Here is an 18,515-nt window from a genome sequence, read left to right on the forward strand (position 1 = left end):
ATATGGCAAAAGTAATCGTAGATGGTATTCCTGTAGAAGTACCAAATGGTTCTTCTGTATTGCAAGCTTGTGAAGCTGCAGGGAAGGAGATTCCTCGTTTTTGTTATCATGACAAGCTATCCGTTGCGGGTAATTGCAGAATGTGTATGGTGGAGATTACGGGGGCTCGTAAACCGTTAGTTTCTTCTTGTTCTCATCCTGTTATGGAAGGGATGCATGTCACAACAGATTCTGAAACGATCCGAACAGCACGACGAAGCACGATGGAGCTTTTGTTAATAAACCATCCTTTGGATTGTCCAATTTGCGATCAGGGTGGTGAGTGTGATTTGCAGGATCAAGCAGTTGGATATGGACGGGATTGTTCACGTTATACTGATGAAAAGCGTGCTGTAGTTGATAAATATATGGGTCCATTGATCCGCACCGTGATGACACGTTGTATTCAATGTACACGTTGTATTCGCTTTACCAATGAAATTGCTGGGACGGCTGAACTAGGCGGTATTTATCGTGGTACTAGTTTAGAAATTACCCCTTTTATTGAACAAAGTTTAGTGTCAGAGCTTTCTGGCAACTTGATTGATGTATGTCCAGTTGGTGCGTTAACATCTAAACCAACAGCGTTCCATTATCGTTCGTGGGAATTAAAAAATACAGATTCTATTGACGTCGTTGATGCAGTTGGCACAAATATCATGTTGCAAATACGTGGTAATGAAGTTATGCGTGTGTTGCCTCGCAAAAATGACGATGTGAACGAGGAGTGGCTTTCTGACAAAGGACGTTTTTCTTTAGATGGTCTTAAGCGCCGTCGCCTTGATCGTCCATGGATCAAAAAGAATGGGAAACTTGTTGAAGCTTCTTGGACTGAAACCATCCAATATGTTGCGGATAAATTAAAAACAGTTGCAGCAGATCGTATTGGTGCCATTGCCGGTGATTTGTGTGATGCTGAAAGTATGTTGGCATTAAAACATTTGGTAAATGGATTAGGATCTGCAAATACAGATTGTCGTCAAGATAATGCGTATTATGATATCTCTGAACGCGGCCATTACGTGTTTAATAGCTCCATTGTAGGGATAGAAGATGCGGATGCTTTATTAGTAATTGGTTCATTTCCAAGGCAAGAAGCGCCTGTATTAAATGCGCGTATTCGTAAACGTTGGTTATCTCTAACAGAACAATTCCCAATCGCTTATATTGGAGAGCTTCCTGATGACCCAACTTATAAAGTAGATCATTTAGGTGAAAGCCCAGAACTAATTAACGAACTATTAGCTGGTAATCATGCGTTTGTAGACATTTTGAAAAATGCAAAACGTCCAATGATTATTTTAGGGCATGGCGCGTTGACCCGTCCTGATTCCAAGGTTATTTTTGAAAAAACGATAGCTTTAGCAAATGCTATAGGCGCGGTCTCTAAAGATTGGAATGGATTTAATATCTTACACCATGTAGCATCTCGTGTAGCAGGTCTTGATTTGGGCTTTATTCCTCAAGGACAAGGTAAAGATGTTGCTGCTATGATAAATGGTGGTGTTGATGTATTGTGGATGTTGGGTGCTGATGAGGTGGGTCTTTCTGCATTAAGTTCAGAATGTTTTGTCATTTACCAAGGGCATCATGGAGAAAGAGCAGCATCTCGTGCTGATGTGATTTTACCAGGTGCTACTTATACAGAAAAATCAGGCACTTATGTAAATACAGAAGGGCGTGTCCAACGTAGTTTCCGTGCAATTTGTCCTCCAGGTGAAGCAAAAGAAGAATGGTCAGTGATTTACTCTATTGGTCAAGCTCTAGCTTTTGAACAACCTTATCAAAATTTAGAAACATTGCGCCAATATATGGCAGAGGTGAATCCAGTTTTCGCACAATGCGGGTTGGTTAAAAATTCTGTGAATGTTTCTGTTGGTGATGGTGCGCAAGGAAACTTTGAAAAACAACCACTTACAGCTGTTATTTCAGACTATTTCTTAACGAATTCTATCAGTCGGGCAAGTTTGACAATGAACGAATGTTCGAAGTTGCGATATGCACCTTCGGCTGAGGCAGCGGAGTAATCGACGTGGAACATTTCTTTTTACATACGATGGTTGGATCGATTATTCTGATTGTTTTAAAAGTTCTTGCTGTCTTAGTTCCCTTACTGATCGGGGTTGCTTATCTGACATGGATCGAGCGTAAAGTATTGGCTGCAATCATGCTGCGTAAAGGACCGAACGTGGTGGGACCTTTTGGGTTATTGCAACCATTTGCTGATGCCGTGAAAATGATTTTTAAAGAAACCATTATTCCTGCCAAAGCAAATAGAGTTCTTTTTTTTATTGCGCCTATTCTTGGGTTTTCGCTTTCTATGCTTGCTTGGGCCGTTATTCCAGCGAATGATGGCTGGGCTGTAGCGAACTTAAACATAGGTATTTTGTATTTATTAGCGATTTCTTCAGTCAGCATTTATGCAACATTGCTTGCAGGTTGGGGATCAAACTCAAAATATGCATTGCTTGGTGCGATGCGTGCTGCGGCTCAGATGATTTCTTATGAATTAGCAATGGGGCTAGTTATTGCTTCTGTATTATTGTTAGTTGGTAGTGCCAATTTGAATGACATTGTGTTGGCACAACGTCATGTTTGGTTTTTTTTACCAATGTTTCCTATGTTCATCATTTTCTTTATTTCTTGTTTAGCAGAAACAAACCGACCACCATTTGATTTTGCTGTTGGTGAAAGTGAATTGGTTGCAGGATTCTTTGCAGAATATTCATCCATGGCATTTGGTTTATTTTTCTTGGCTGAATATGGGAATATGATTTTGATGTCAGCCATTATCAGTATTTTATTTTTAGGTGGTTGGTTACCTCCACTTGATTATGTTCCATTTACATGGATCCCAGGACCTTTCTGGTTAATTATTAAGATTTTAATTTGCTTGTTCTGCTTTATTTGGGTCAGAAGTGCTTTCCCAAGATATCGTTATGATCAATTAATGCGCCTAGGTTGGAAAGTATTCTTGCCATTTACATTAGCTTGGGTTGTGTTGACCGCAGGGTTTATGATGGCTACGGGCATTGGTATTTATGGAGGAGCAGCTTAAAATGGGGTTTATCGATAGAACCGCGCGATCCTTTTTGTTGTCGGAGTTACTGACTGGCTTAGGGATCACATTACGTTACTTTTTTAAACCAAAAGCAACGATTAATTATCCTTACGAAAAAAGCCCATTGTCTCCTCGCTTTCGTGGAGAGCATGCGTTACGCCGCTATGCAAATGGTGAAGAACGTTGTATTGCTTGTAAACTTTGTGAAGCGACATGTCCTGCCGAAGCAATTACAATTGAATCAGAGTCAAGAAATGACGGTTCAAGAAGAACTACGCGATATGACATTGATATGACCAAATGTATTTATTGTGGTTTATGTCAAGAAGCCTGTCCTGTGGATGCGATTGTTCAAGGACCAAATTACGAGTTTGCAACCGAAACCAGAGAAGAGTTGATGTATAATAAACAAAAATTATTATCCAATGGCGATCAATGGGAAAGTGCTTTGGCACTTCGGTTGGAACAGGATGCCCCTTATCGGTAGGTGGGAATTAATAACAATGATGGATAACATGTTTTTATTACAAATAGGCCTTGTGCCCCTACACAAAGGATCTGGGGCATGATGCCAATTATTCTTTTTTATATTTTTGCAGTGATTTTGCTGTTATCAGCCGTGATGGTTGTTATTTCTCGCAATTCTGTTCATGCTGCTCTGTTTTTGGTTCTAGCGTTTTGTAACGCCTCAGGATTATTTCTGATTGCTGGTGCTGAATTTTTGGCGATCTTACTGATTGCGATTTACGCTGGTGCAGTGATGATTTTGTTCCTTTTCATTGTCATGACCATGCAAACCAATCTGGTTCAACTTAAGGAGGGAATGCAACATTATTTGCCTGTTGGTTTTTGTATCGCTATTGTGTTAGTTGTAGAGTTAATTATTGTTGCAATTAATTGGCATATAGACCCAAATGTTGCGGAGGCTGCACGTCAACCTTTATTGCAAAACATGTCGAATACCAAGGCTTTAGGTTCATTAATTTATACAAATTATATTTTCTTGTTCCAGATGGCTGGTTTAGTTTTATTGGTTGCGATGATTGGCGCCATTGTTTTGACCCTGCGTAAGCGTCCAACTAACCGTAGACAGGTTGTTGCTCGTCAACATATGCGTGAACCTAATCAGACATTGGAAATGCGTTCAGTCGAATTGAATAAAGGAGTTGATGATTTGGGCGGCTATTTAAGACCAAAAGAAACTTACTATGGCATTGCTCAAGAGGATTCATTCGGACCAAAGCCTGGAGATAAGATGGATATCACAGAAAAAAGACAAGAACGGGAGCAATCAAAATGAATATTTTGAATACAGTAGGGCTTGCTCCTTATTTAATTGTAAGTGGGCTTTTGTTTACAATTGGTTTGTTTGGCATTTTTGCAAGTAGAAAGAATTTAATTGTTATTTTGATGTCAATTGAATTAATGCTTTTGTCTGCTAATCTTAATTTAATTGCTTTTTCTTCAGCTTTAGAAAATTTGACGGGTCAAGTTTTGGTTATGTTTACTTTAACCGTTGCTGCAGCTGAGTCTGCAATTGGTTTGGCAATTGTGATGGTTTACTATCGAAATCGTCATTCTGTCGAAGTTCAAGATGCAACGATGATGAAAGGGTAACAAGAAAATGGCACCGATAACATCGTCGTTGTTTGCAATATCTGTCTTTGCCCCTTTGGGTGGATTTTTAATTGCAGGTTTATTAGGTAGAGTTCTTGGCGATAATTTTGCTAAATTTATTGCTATTTTAGGAATGTTGATTGCAGTTGTGTTCTCATGGTGTGTATTGGGAAACATGTTGCATTCTGGTATTAGCAGTACGATAGTACCATTATTTGATTGGATCCATGCTGGTAGTTTTAACGTCAGCTGGTATCTAAGAATGGATATGCTTTCAGTATCCATGTTAACCATGGTTACAAGTGTGTCTTTGCTCGTGCATATTTACAGCATTGGTTACATGTCTCATGAAACCATGCCAACTTATCGTTTCTTTGCATATTTATCATTATTTACGTTTAGTATGTTAATGTTGATTACCTCAGATAATTTAATTGAATTATTCTTTGGTTGGGAAGCTGTTGGTTTATCCAGTTATTTATTGATTGGATATTGGTATACACGTCCTTCAGCTGTTGCAGCAGCGATTAAAGCATTTGTCGTAAACCGTATTGCTGATTTGTTCTTTCTTATTGGTATTTGCGTATTATTTATACTATCTGGTTCTGTATTTTATGATGATATTTTTCATAAAATTCCTGAACTGGCGAATACACAATATCATTTGTTTGGTTACGCTTTTCAAGCTTATGAATTTATTGCATTATTACTATTTATTGGGGCAATGGGCAAATCGGCTCAATTATTCTTACATGTTTGGTTACCTGACGCGATGGAAGGCCCAACACCGGTATCTGCATTAATTCATGCTGCAACCATGGTTACAGCGGGTATCTTCTTAATGGCACGTATGTCCCCGTTAGTTGAATTTGCACCACATGTTAAAATGTTCATTGTTATTATGGGTGCAACGACGGCATTCTTTGCTGGAACGGTGGCATTGGCTCAACCTGATATTAAAAAGTCAATTGCATATTCCACTTGTTCTCAATTAGGGTATATGTTCGTGGCTGTTGGTGTTGGCGCGTATCAAGTTGCAATGTTCCATTTGACAACACATGCTTTTTTTAAAGCGTTACTGTTCCTTGGTGCAGGTTCTGTTATTCATGCATTACATGACGAGCAAAATATGTTCAAAATGGGTGGTTTATCAAAGAAATTACCTGCGACTTGCTTGTTAATGTGGATCGGTTGTTTAGCACTAGGTGGGATTTTCCCTTTTGCAGGATATTGGTCTAAAGATGCTATCTTAGAAGCTGCTTGGATGTCAGGGAGTACCGTTGGTTATTATGCTTGGATTATGACAGCGATTACTGCATTCTTAACGGCGTTTTATAGCTGGCGTATACTATTTTTGGTATTTCATGGTAAGCCAAGAGATCAAAAAATATATGACCATGCGCATGAATCTTCTTTTGTAATGACTTTGCCTATGTGTGTTTTGGCAACAGGGGCCACAATTGGTGGATTTATTTTAGCGCCATATTATATTGGAAAATACCAATTGGCTTTTTGGAATGATTCTATTTTCAATGCGCCAACAAATCATATTATGACCTTAATGCACCATACACCTTATCTAATTGCAAAAGCTCCCTTGGCTCTTGGTATATTAGGGATTATTGTTGCGTTTATATGTTATATTGCAGCTCCTAGAATACCTGTTATTATGGCTTCTGGATTAAAGGGAGTTTATCAATTCTTATTAAATGCATGGTATTTTGACAAATTATATGATTTTATTTTTGTTCGTCCATATATTGCGTTATCCAAAATATTGTGGAAAGTGGGAGATCAAGAAATTGTAGAAGGAATGCCTGTTGCTGTTGCACGGATTACAGATCGTTCAGCAAAAGGTATTTCTTGGATACAAAATGGATCTTTTGCTTTTTATGCGTTTACCATGGCAATTGGGTTGGTGGTGGTTCTTGCCACTTTCCTGATCTATCATTGATTTTAGAAAGTCAGGATTAATCCGATGAATTGGACACTTGCTATTCCAGAGATTGCTTTATCAATCAGTGGTCTTATTATTCTCTTATGGGGCGCGATTCAAAAGAAAGGTAATGCTTTCTTTCCTTGCGCAATCCTTTCTATTGCTGCCTTCGTTGCAGTGGGTTTTTTAACGCTTACGGTTTCAAATGGCGTGGGTTATAATGGATTATTCATCAACGATGAATTTTCACGTTATATGAAGCTTTTGATTATTATTGCTGGATTTTTAAGTATTATTTTATCTATTGATTTTAATGGGAAGAATGATACGAATTGTTTTGAATATATTGCATTAATTGTATTTTCAACGGTTGGTGCAATGGTGATGGTGTCATCAAATGATTTGATGACTTTGTATATGGGGCTAGAGTTATCATCTTTAGCTCTATACGTTCTATGTGCAATTGATCGTAAAAATGTATTCTCGGCAGAATCTGGCGTTAAGTATTTTGTACTAGGTTCTGTTGCTTCTGGTATTCTTTTATATGGAATTTCCATGATCTATGGATTTTCTGGCGGAATGGGTTATTCAACTATTCATCAAATCATTGCTTCAAATCATGCTTTATCAGCAGGTTTTGCTGTTGGTTTGGTGTTTGTTTTGGTTGGTTTATGTTTCAAGATCTCTGCGGTACCGTTTCATATGTGGACACCTGATGTGTATCAAGGTGCACCAACACCAGTGACGACATTCTTATCAACCGCACCTAAATTTGCAGCTTTTGCGTTGTTTTTACGCTTAATGATTGGACCCTTTGGTCATTTGTCACCACAATGGCAGTTATTAATCGAAGTAATCGCTATTTTATCAATTATTATTGGTAGTGTTGGCGCCATTGCTCAGACGAATATTAAACGAATGATGGCATATTCTTCTATTTCACATATGGGATTTGCCTTGGTTGGTTTGGCAGCAGCAACGCCTGATGGTGTGATGGGGACATTAATTTATTTAACAACTTATTTGTTTATGAACGTCGGTACTTTTGCTGTGATCGCTGCAATGTCTAGAAAAGGGCATGTTGTTGAAAATATCAATGATCTTGCCGGATTGGGAAAAACAGATCCTGGAATTGCAACAGCGATGGCCATCTTTATGTTTAGTATGGCTGGTGTGCCGCCTTTGGCTGGGTTTTTTGGTAAGTTCTTAGTGTTCAAAGCTGCCCTTGGTGCTGATCTATATAGTTTGACGATTATCGGTCTTTTGGCCAGTGCTGTTGGTGCATTTTTCTATCTGCGTATTGTAAAGATTATGTTCTTTGATAAAGCTGTAGAGGCATTAGATCAACGATCTTTATCTTTATCATTTGTTACATTTAGTATGGGAACATTAACGCTCGTATTTATGCTCTTTTTATCTCCAATGGTACAAATGGGGCAAATCGCAGCACAATCTTTATTTCATTAATGATGTAGGTTAAGGTGGATAATAAAATTACCTGGCAGGTAGAGCATTATCCAACCTTGCCATCGACGAATGATTATTGTATTGAACAAGCCAGATTAAAAGAGAAAATTAATCTGGCTGTTTTGACAGATTCCCAGACTGCTCCACGAGGAAGTCGCGGGCGTGAATGGGTTGAGCCGACTGGGAATCTGGCATTATCATTTTTGTATTGGCCGTCGTTTTCTGTAGAAAAGATAGGTTGGGTGCCTTTTATTTCCTCGTTGGCACTATTTGATGCTGTAACTGAGCTTTGTGGTACCTATTCAGATTTATATATCAAGTGGCCAAATGATTTACTTTTTCAAAATAAAAAAATAGCTGGTATTCTTATCGAAAGTCATGTTGAATATCCAAATGTATTAGAATGGCTTGTTATCGGAATTGGATTAAATATTTGTTCAGCACCGATGGTTGAAGGGCGAGAACTTGGTTGCTTAAGAGATTTTGTGAGTGACGAGCTGCCCAGTCCATTGCTTATTTCTGACAAGATAAGGCAATATTTAACTTATTGGATAGAGCGTTTATATCAAGGTCGAGAACAATTTATTCGTGAATCATGGTTACAAAAAGGATTGCCTTTGGGTAGATCTTTAACAGTGACAAGTGGCAATGAAAAATATATTGGTATATATAAGGGAATAGATGAAAAAGGGTTTTTGTTATTACAAACAGAAACAAGTTTAAAACATTTATCAGCAGGTGAATTGTTTTGTTTGTATGAAAGTAGGAATGAATAGGCGTGCTTTTAGTAATTGATGTTGGAAATACGAATATTGTATTTGCCGTTCACGATGGTCAGGATTGGTTGGGAACGTGGCGTGTCGCAACGACAGCTAATCGAACCTCTGATGAATATGCTTCAACTTTACTTGTATTAATGGAGAAACAAAATATTCCTGTTCATCAGATTACGCGTGCTATCATAGGGACTGTTGTTCCACCTGTTTTGTATCAACTGTTGACACTATGTCGTAAATGGTTTTTTGTTGATCCGATTGTTGCTTCGGCAGGCTTGGATTGGGGATTTGAGATTCAAACGGACAATCCACAAGAAGTGGGTGTAGATCGTTTGTTAAATGGATTAGCGGCACATCAATTATATGGTGGCCCGTTGGTTGTGGTGGATCTGGGAACAGCCACAACGTTTGATATTGTTGATAAAGACGGAAATTATTGTGGCGGGGTTATTTCGCCAGGACTAACCTTGTCATTAGAAGCACTCCATAGTGCGGCAGCAAGATTGCCAAGAATTGGTTTTGGAAGACCTCAATCTGTGATAGGAAAAGAAACAATTGGGGCGATGAAGTCAGGTATTTATTGGGGATATATCGGGCTTATCGAAGGTATTATTGAACGAATTAGAAAAGAATATTCTGTCTCAGAGATGACTGTTGTTGGGACAGGGGGGTTGGCACGATTATTGGCCGAAGGAACCCCTATATTTAAAGAAATTAATGCAGAGTTAACTCTGGAAGGACTTAGGATCCTTGCAAATCGAAATTCATCAGGAAACAAAAAGATAAATAAGATATAAAAGAAAAGGACTAATATGAATGAACAAGTAAACGATTTTGCCTTTCTTCCGCTTGGGGGAACGGGTGAGATCGGTATGAATTTTAATCTATATCGGTTAAATGGAAAATGGTTGGCAATTGATTGTGGAATTGGCTTTAGTGGCAATGATATGCCAGAGGCTGATATTTTGGTTCCAGATCCAGAATTTATTGCTCGTCATAAGGAAGATCTACTAGCATTAGTCATTACGCATGCACATGAAGATCATATTGGTGCGGTAACCTATTTGTGGCAAGATTTAGAATGTCCTGTTTATGCCACGAAATTTGCGGCTTCGATTTTAAGACGTAAATTGCGTGAAGCAGGAATGTTGGAAGACGTCACTATTCATCTTATTAATATGAGTGATCGTTTCAATATTGGCGAATTTGATCTGGAATTTATCCCTGTGACGCACTCTATTCCAGAAGCACAGAGTGTATTTATTCGCACCCCATATGGAAATGTGTTACATACTGGGGATTGGAAACTTGATCCAGAGCCTGTGATTGGGAATGTAACTAATTTAGAAAAATTTGCAGAATTAGGTCGTGAAGGCGTGTTGGCAATGGTATGTGACAGTACCAATGTTATTGTAAAACGCGCTCCTGAATCTGAAATGCAAGTTCGTCGTAGTTTAGTTGAGTTGATTGCCAGTATCAAAGGCCGTGTTGCCGTAACTTGTTTTGCAAGTAATGTGTCACGTGTGGAGAGTATTGCTTATGCTGCAAAACAGGCCAATCGTCCTGTTGTAATTATTGGTCGTTCTTTGAAAAACCTTGAAATCGCAGCCAGAGAAAATGGATATCTAGCTGATATTCCGCCCTTTTTCACTGAACAAAATATGAACGATGTTGATTTGGATCACGTTGTTTTTATTGTAACAGGCAGTCAGGGTGAAGAGCGTTCCGCGTTGACCCGTATTTCTTTCGATGTGCATCAACATATTTCCTTTGGTAATGGCGATACGGTGATTTACAGTAGCCGTACTATCCCAGGAAACGAGTTAGCGATTATGCGTGTTCAGGATAATTTAGCCCGACGCGGTGCCAGAGTGATCACCTCAAGAGATCATTTCGTTCATGCTTCTGGGCATGCATGTTATGAAGAGGTGTGCGAGCTTTATAAATTAGTTCAACCAACTTACGGTATTCCTGTGCATGGTGAATGGATCCATCTCAATGCACAAGCCAATGTTGCCAAAGAATATAATGCGGAGCCCGTTTTACTTGAAGATGGTGATATTTTACGCCTTGGCCCAGGAAAACCACAAATTGTTGCTGGGGTACCTTGTGGACGGTTAGTGATTGATGGTAATCGATTATTATCTGTGGACGGAGACGTATTATCGGCACGCCGTCGTATGTTATATAATGGTGTTGTTGTTGCCAGTTTTGCAGTAAATATGAATGGGGATTTGTTAAGCGATCCAAATATCAGTGCACCTGGGTTGTTTGATCAACATGACGAAGAATTTGATGATGTGATTGATGAATTCGGAGAATTATTAGAACGTCTTCCTCACAAGGTACGTTTGAATGATGAAGAATTGGTGGATAATGCTAAGATGATACTACGTCGTATTCTTGGACGCAGGCTCAAAAAGAAACCAATGGTTGATATTCATTTATTACGTCTTTAATTTTAGTAAAGAATCTCATTATAATGATGAGATTTTTTATTTTCGGATTCATCCTTCATAGGCCTATTTTAGGATTTATTAGTTTATGCGTTTATCTTCAAGTTTTCTTCCAACATTAAAAGAAGTTCCAGCAGAGGCACAAATTGTCTCACATCGTTTTATGCTTCGAACAGGAATGGTTCGCCAAATGTCTTCTGGTATTTATGCATGGCTGCCTGCTGGCTTACGAGTATTAAATAAAATTGCTGACATCGTTCGTGAAGAACAAGAAGCAATTAATGCACAAGAAGTATTGATGCCAACTTTGCAATCAGCTGATCTTTGGAAACGCTCTGGACGTTATGATGCATATGGGCCGGAAATGTTGCGTATTGTCGATCGTCATAAACGTGATTTATTATACGGGCCGACAAATGAAGAAATGATCACGGATATCTTTGATCAGTTTGTCACGTCTTATAAAGGATTGCCTGCTTTATTATATCAAATCCAGTGGAAATTCAGAGACGAAATTCGTCCTCGTTTTGGAGTGATGCGTGGACGTGAATTTTACATGAAAGATGGCTACAGTTTTGATGTCGATTATGACAGTGCGGTCGTAACCTACCATAAAATGATGTTGGCCTACTTGCGGACTTTTCAACGTATCGGGGTGAAAGCCATTCCAATGTTGGCAGATACTGGCCCGATTGGTGGCGATTTAAGCCATGAATTTATTATTTTAGCTCCAACAGGGGAAAGTGGTATTTTCTTTGATTCTGCGTTTGCAGATCAAAATTGGCTAGAAATGCCAGTTGATATCGCAGATAAAGATTCTTTGGCTTCTTTTTTCAAACGGATGACCAGTTTTTACGCTGCAACAGATGAAAAGCATGATGAAGCCGAATGGGATAAAGTGCCAGTAGAGAGAAAATGCGAAGGACGTGGGATTGAAGTTGGTCAAATTTTCTATTTTGGCACAAAATATACCGAATCAATGGATGTTTCTGTAACAGGTTCAGATAGCAAGAAAATTTATCCTCATATGGGGTCTTATGGAATTGGCGTTTCACGTCTAGTAGCAGCGATTATTGAATCGTCTCACGACGAAAACGGGATAATTTGGCCAGATGCTGTTGCACCGTTCAAAGCGGTTATTATTAATCTTGGTATGAAAGATCAAGCCTGTAAGGATGTTTGTGAGTCTTTATATAAAACTGATCCAGAAAATTTCCTATACGATGACCGTGATGAACGGGCTGGAGCAAAATTTGCTGATGCTGATTTAATGGGACATCCTTGGCAAATTATTGTTGGCCCACGTGGGGTTGCACATAATATTGTCGAGATTAAACGCAGAAAAACAGGAGTGCGGGCCGAGGTTCCTGTTGATCAAATCATAGAATATATGGCCTCTCATCAGGATTAGTAAATATGTTTGGCTCTTTTGAAAGAATGGTAGCAAAACGTTATTTACGAGCACGTAAAGGCGAGCGTTTTGTTTCAGTTATTGCTATTTTTTCCTTAATTGGAATAGCTTTGGGAGTAGGAACCTTAATTGTCGTTATGGCCGTGATGAATGGCTTTAAAGATGATTTATTGGGCCGTATTCTTGGGTTGAACGGGGATCTGAGTGTTTATGGACAAGTGTCTTATAATGGCCCTCAACCTATTACCGATTATGATCGCTTGGCTTTGCGTATGGAAAAAATGCCTGGTGTAAAAACCGCTATTCCTTTCACTGAGGGTCAGGTTTTATTAAGTGCTGGGAACTATAATTCTGGTGGCATGGTAAGGGGGATGAGTGCCGAAGGGTTAAAAAAGCTAACGGTTGTCAGCAAAAGCTTAACCTCTGATGCGTTTGAGCGGTTTAAAGGTGATGACGCTATTGTCATTGGTAAGACATTAGCGGATCGCGCGGGTCTTGGGATTGGTTCCAAAGTCACTTTAATCTCACCGCAAGGGCCAGCAACCGTGATGGGAAATATTCCTCGAATTAAAGCCTATACAGTTGTTGGTATTTTTGATTCAGGCATGCATGAATATAATTCCAGCTATGTCTTTTTACCAATCTCAGCAGCACAAAAATTCTTTCAAATCAAAAATGGCGTTACTGGAATACAAATTTCAACGACTGATCCAGCCAAGGTTCAAAAAACGACTCAATCTTTAATGTCAGAATTTCGTAATGAAAATTTACGTTTCTTGGATTGGACACAAAGCAATAATGCCTTTTTTAGTGCAGTTCAAGTTGAGCAAAATGTGATGTTTTTAATATTAACACTCATTATTTTGGTTGCAGCGTTTAACGTTATTTCGTCATTGATTATGATGGTCAAAGATAAAACCCGGGATATCGCCATTCTACGAACGATGGGTGCATCACGTGGTGCTATTATGCGGATCTTTTTAATGTGTGGTGCATCTGTTGGGGTAACCGGAACAATCGCAGGAACCGTCATTGGGATTTTATTTTGTCAAAATATCGAGCATATTCGTCAAGGATTGCAAAAATTGACGGGCACGAATTTGTTCAATCCTGAAGTATATTATTTAGAACATTTACCAGCTAAACTCGATTGGGCGGATGTAATCCAAATCGTCATTATGGCGTTGGCTTTATCGCTGCTGGCAACGTTATACCCGTCTTGGAAAGCCGCTCGTACCGATCCAGTCGAAGGGTTGCGCAATGAATAATGTAATTCAAGCTGTATTAGAGCTTAAAGATGTTCATGTTTCCTATAAAAGTGGGGATGAGCAATTACAAGTGTTAAAAGGTGCTGATTTTACTTTGAACTCAGGTGAGATTGTGGCCTTGGTAGCGCCCTCTGGCACGGGGAAATCAACTTTGTTGCACGTGGCAGGCTTATTAGAAAAGCCGAGTAAAGGCGAAATTTTCGTTAATGGGCAAAATACTGCCAAGTTAAGCGAAAAAGACCGCACGGTATTGCGATTACGTTCTATTGGTTTTGTGTATCAGTTTCATCATTTATTGCCAGAATTTACAGCTGTTGAGAATGTTATGATGCCTCAGATGATTGATAAAAAGTCAAAATCATTAGCGTCGAAAAAAGCAAAAGAATGGTTGGAGAAATTCGATCTAGGGCATCGTGTTCACCATCAACCTGGGAAACTCTCAGGCGGTGAGAAACAACGTGTGGCAATCGCTAGAGCTTTGGCAAATTCTCCTCATATTTTATTAGCAGATGAGCCAACGGGCAATTTGGATGAGAAAACCTCAGATCATGTCTTTAATTTACTGCTACAAGCAGTGCGGGAGGAAGGCCTGGCTGCATTGATTGTTACTCATAATAACGACCTTGCCTCTAAGATGGATCGTGTGATGACATTACACGAAGGAAAAATTGTTCCTTTTACACTCTAGTTGAAATTAAGGTATCATAATGGCCTTGGCTCCTTTTATTCACTTACGTAATCACTCAGCATATTCCCTTAGCCAAGGGGCTATTCGAGTGCCGAAAATGGTAGAGTTGGCAAAGAAAATGAATATGCCAGCGATTGCGATAACGGATTCAGGAAATTTATTTGGAGCCTTGGAGTTTTCTAAAGCCTGTGTTGATGGTGGAATTCAGCCTATTATAGGATCACAAATTGGTATCCCAGCCATTGGCGAAAATACAGAATATGCGCGCAGTTGGCCGATTGTTTTATTGGCTCAAAATGAAACAGGATTACTCAATTTACAATATTTATCTTCTGAAGGATTCTTAAAAGGAGATCCTTCTGATCCTGCAGTTGCCGTTGAGACGATTTGTGAACATTCAGAAGGATTGATTTTGCTTAGTGGGGGTACTAGAGGCCCTGTTTTCAAGCTGCTTTCAGAGGGACAAGAAAAACATGCTTCTGATCTGATTGAGCAATTTGCAAAGGCTTTTCCAGATCGTTTAGTGATAGAGCTTAATCGTCTTGGTATTGCAGAAGAAAAATCTATCGAGCCAGGAATTATAGGGCTTGCAGATCGTTATGGTTTACCGTTGGTGGCGACGAATGAATGTTTTTTTCCAACACCAGATTTATACGAAGCGCATGATGCGTTGATCTGTATTGCACAAGGCTGCACGGTGGATATGCAAGATCGGTGGAAGGTTACGCCAGAAAACTGGTTTAAACCACCTGAAATGATGTGTGAGCTTTTTGCAGATTTGCCCGAGGCATGTTCAAATACCATCGAAATTGCCAAGCGCTGTGCAGTTAAAATTGAAACGCGCAAGCCAATGCTGCCTCAAAGTCGCAAGATCAAAGAAGGAATGACTGCTGATGAAACTTTGCAGCAAATGGCGCAAGCAGGATTAAATGATCGCTTAACAGCTTATCCCGAACTATCCGAAGATGATCGTAAAATTTATCAAGATCGTTTAGAATATGAAATCTCTGTTATTCAAAAAATGGGATTTCCTGGGTATTTCTTAATCGTTGCAGACTTTATCCAATGGGCTAAAGAAAATGATATACCTGTGGGGCCAGGCCGTGGATCTGGGGCAGGGTCTTTGGTGGCTTGGGCGTTAACCATTACCGATTTGGATCCTTTGCGATTCAATTTATTGTTTGAACGGTTTTTAAATCCTGAACGTGTTTCAATGCCTGACTTTGATATTGATTTCTGTCAGGATCGTCGTGATGAAGTGATTGAATATGTACGCCATGCGTACGGATTAAATCAGGTTGCTCAAATTATCACATTTGGTAAATTACAGGCTCGAGCTGCCGTGCGAGATGTCGGGCGGGTGCTTGGATTGCCTTTTGGAATGGTCAATAAGGTTGCTGAATTAATCCCAAATAACCCTGCCAAACCAACAACGCTGGGGCAAGCAATTGATGGTGAACCACGATTACAAGAAATGCGTGATAGCGATGAAAACATCAGGCGTTTGATGGAAGTTGCCTTGCAACTTGAAGGGTTATATCGTCACGCAGGTACCCACGCCGCAGGCGTCGTGATTGGTGATCGTCCTTTAGTTGAATTGGTGCCACTCTATCGAGACCCACGTAGTGATATGTTGGTTACTCAATATAATATGAAATTTGTTGAACAAGTCGGCTTGGTAAAGTTCGATTTTCTAGGATTAACAACGCTGACAATTTTGCAGCGTGCTGTGAATATGCTGGAAAAGTTGGGTCAGTATATTGATTTATCATCAATCCCACTGGATGATAAATTGACGTATGAAATGTTAAGTCGTGGTGAATCAGGTGGCGTGTTCCAGTTCGAAGGCGCGGGCATGCGTGATGTGTTGCGTCAAATGCAGCCGACACGAATTGAAGATTTAATTGCGGCAGTGGCGTTGTATCGTCCTGGGCCAATGGCCAATATTCCAGATTATTGTCGCAGAAAACATGGGGAAGCGTGGGAGCCACCACACGAGCAAATTCGTGATATTCTTGAAGAAACCTATGGCATCATGGTTTATCAAGAGCAAGTCATGCAGATTGCTCAAAAAATGGCAAAATATAGTCTTGGTGGCGCTGATTTATTGCGTCGTGCAATGGGTAAGAAAATCCGTGCAGAAATGGATCAGCAACGTGAGATTTTTACCAAGGGTGCCATTCAAAATGGTGTCGATGAGAAGAAAGCGATTGAAGTTTTTGATCTGATGGCGCGTTTTGCCGATTATGGCTTTAATAAATCTCATGCTGCAGCCTATGCGTTAGTATCCTATCAAACAGCATGGATGAAAGCCAATTATCCTGTAGCTTTTTTTGCCGCTTGTATGTCGTTAGCCATTGAAAAAACGGATAAGTTGGCAGTGTTAAGGCAAGAAGCTAAACGAATTAATATTTCAGTTTTACCGCCCGATATTAATAAATCAGGTGCCGATTTTGAGATTGAAAAGCAAGAGGATGGAACCTATGCTATTCGTTATGCTCTGGCAGCGATCAAACGGGCAGGTTTCTCTGCGATGCAAGCGATTGCTGAGGCTAGAGGAAAGCTACCTTTCAAAGATTTGGTTGATTTTGCTGAACGCATTGATTGTCAGAACCTTAATAAAGGGCAGTTGGAGAATTTAGCCAAAGCAGGGGCGTTTGATTCCATTGAGCCTAATCGCCATAAGGTGTTTGCATCTGCTGAAGTCATTTTACGCAGGGCGCATGCTCGTAAAGATGAGAAAGCCAGTGGTCAAATAGGCCTATTTCAGATGGGAGATGTCAAGACGGTTGAACCGCTAAAATTACCAACGGTATTTGAGTGGCCAGAAATTGAGCGTCTGACGATGGAAGCTGAAGCCATTGGATACCATATGACGGCACATCCGTTAGATTCATTTAGAGCATTATTGCAAAAGATGGCTATTCAACCGATGACTAATTTGGAACATCTTGCTCGTTCTGGCAATACACGTATTCGATTGGCAGGTTGTATATTGAATATGAAAGAACGTCCTACGAAAAAGGGGACAAAGATGGCTTGGGTAGGACTGTCTGATAAAAGTGGTGCTTGCGAAGTAACTTTTTTCTCTGAAACGCTCAATCGTTCGAGAGATTTACTTGTCACAGGACGCATGGTCATCGTGACAGTTGATTTGCGTATGGATGAAGAAAATTTACGCGTTACAGCACAACATGTTGAGGATCTGGAAGAGGCCATCACTGGATTAGTCAAAGAAATCAAAATCTGGGTGAAAGATTTAAATGCTGTTGAGAAAATATCTAGTATTCTAGAAAATGCCCAAAAAGGTAGAGGTAAAGTGGTGTTGGTGCCTCAATGCGTTAATCAGCAAGAAGTAGAAGTTATTTTACCCGAATTATACAATGTCTCTCCAATGTTAGCTCAGCATATCAAAGTTATTCAAGGTGTAGAAAGAGTAGAGCAGTACTAGTCGGAAAAAATCAAGATAGGGTTTTAAATAGGATGTTCAAATAAAATAGTTATTTCAATAATGTGGAATTTTAAACGGTGATATTATATTCGTTTTTGACTATGTCTTAATTGTTTAGATCACTTTTTTAGTTTACTTAGCAGATGCAACTCATTCATTTTCATTTTTTTGTAACATTTTTGAGTATTTTAGGTTTGATATTATTTTTATCTCAAAGCTTTGTAAAATCTCGAGATGGAATATTAGGGTTAAAATTATTTCAATGATTACACTCAGTCTGGTATTTGCCAGTTTTAATTTTGTAGCTTTTTTATATGAAAGCTCTGGGTCATACGTATCCTTATG

Annotated in this window: 14 protein-coding genes; all 14 read left to right on the forward strand. The window is 39.5% G+C overall.

Annotated features, from left to right (window positions below):
• Positions 1-2: 2 nt before the first annotated feature.
• The 14 genes from nuoG (at position 3) to dnaE (ending at position 18,170) form a co-directional block, all read left to right on the forward strand.
• A complete protein-coding gene (gene nuoG / locus PQG52_RS03345; RefSeq protein ID WP_271827900.1) occupies positions 3-2,066 on the forward strand; it encodes an NADH-quinone oxidoreductase subunit NuoG in 2,064 nt (687 codons plus the stop codon).
• A gap of 5 nt (positions 2,067-2,071) precedes the next feature.
• A complete protein-coding gene (gene nuoH, locus PQG52_RS03350) occupies positions 2,072-3,097 on the forward strand; it encodes an NADH-quinone oxidoreductase subunit NuoH (RefSeq protein ID WP_271788871.1) in 1,026 nt (341 codons plus the stop codon).
• Position 3,098: 1 nt separating this feature from the next.
• A complete protein-coding gene (gene nuoI, locus PQG52_RS03355; protein WP_271788870.1) occupies positions 3,099-3,587 on the forward strand; it encodes an NADH-quinone oxidoreductase subunit NuoI in 489 nt (162 codons plus the stop codon).
• 78 nt (positions 3,588-3,665) lie between these two features.
• Entirely contained in the window at positions 3,666-4,400 is a 735-nt protein-coding gene (locus PQG52_RS03360) for an NADH-quinone oxidoreductase subunit J (protein ID WP_271788869.1), read from the forward strand.
• On the forward strand, positions 4,397-4,717 hold the full coding sequence (gene nuoK / locus PQG52_RS03365; protein WP_271788868.1) for an NADH-quinone oxidoreductase subunit NuoK: 321 nt from the start codon (positions 4,397-4,399) through the stop codon (positions 4,715-4,717). The genes PQG52_RS03360 and nuoK overlap by 4 nt, the downstream gene beginning before the upstream one ends.
• Positions 4,718-4,724: 7 nt before the next feature.
• Positions 4,725-6,671, forward strand: a complete 1,947-nt coding sequence (gene nuoL, locus PQG52_RS03370) for an NADH-quinone oxidoreductase subunit L (RefSeq protein ID WP_271827901.1) — start codon at positions 4,725-4,727, stop codon at positions 6,669-6,671.
• 24 nt (positions 6,672-6,695) lie between these two features.
• Positions 6,696-8,120 (forward strand): NADH-quinone oxidoreductase subunit NuoN, encoded by a 1,425-nt coding sequence (gene nuoN, locus PQG52_RS03375; protein WP_271827902.1) that lies wholly within the window; start codon positions 6,696-6,698, stop codon positions 8,118-8,120.
• 14 nt (positions 8,121-8,134) lie between these two features.
• Positions 8,135-8,896 (forward strand): biotin--[acetyl-CoA-carboxylase] ligase, encoded by a 762-nt coding sequence (locus tag PQG52_RS03380; protein WP_271827903.1) that lies wholly within the window; start codon positions 8,135-8,137, stop codon positions 8,894-8,896.
• A gap of 2 nt (positions 8,897-8,898) precedes the next feature.
• Positions 8,899-9,693 carry a type III pantothenate kinase gene (locus tag PQG52_RS03385; RefSeq protein WP_271827904.1) on the forward strand — a complete coding sequence of 265 codons (795 nt, stop codon included), beginning with the start codon at positions 8,899-8,901 and terminating at the stop codon, positions 9,691-9,693.
• Positions 9,694-9,708: 15 nt separating this feature from the next.
• Positions 9,709-11,355, forward strand: a complete 1,647-nt coding sequence (locus PQG52_RS03390) for a ribonuclease J (protein WP_271827905.1) — start codon at positions 9,709-9,711, stop codon at positions 11,353-11,355.
• A gap of 85 nt (positions 11,356-11,440) precedes the next feature.
• Positions 11,441-12,763: a proline--tRNA ligase gene (gene proS / locus PQG52_RS03395; RefSeq protein ID WP_271827907.1), complete on the forward strand. Its 1,323-nt coding sequence runs from the start codon at positions 11,441-11,443 to the stop codon at positions 12,761-12,763.
• A 5-nt stretch (positions 12,764-12,768) separates the two neighbouring features.
• A complete protein-coding gene (locus PQG52_RS03400) occupies positions 12,769-14,031 on the forward strand; it encodes a lipoprotein-releasing ABC transporter permease subunit (RefSeq protein ID WP_271827908.1) in 1,263 nt (420 codons plus the stop codon).
• On the forward strand, positions 14,024-14,719 hold the full coding sequence (locus tag PQG52_RS03405; RefSeq protein WP_271827909.1) for an ABC transporter ATP-binding protein: 696 nt from the start codon (positions 14,024-14,026) through the stop codon (positions 14,717-14,719). Before PQG52_RS03400 ends, PQG52_RS03405 begins: the two co-directional genes overlap by 8 nt.
• Before the next feature lie 19 nt (positions 14,720-14,738).
• Positions 14,739-18,170, forward strand: a complete 3,432-nt coding sequence (gene dnaE / locus PQG52_RS03410; RefSeq protein WP_271827910.1) for a DNA polymerase III subunit alpha — start codon at positions 14,739-14,741, stop codon at positions 18,168-18,170.
• Positions 18,171-18,515 lie beyond the last annotated feature (345 nt).

Origin of the sequence: Commensalibacter communis, assembly GCF_947179105.1 — a bacterium.
In the GTDB taxonomy this organism is placed as follows: Bacteria; Pseudomonadota; Alphaproteobacteria; order Acetobacterales; family Acetobacteraceae; genus Commensalibacter; species Commensalibacter communis.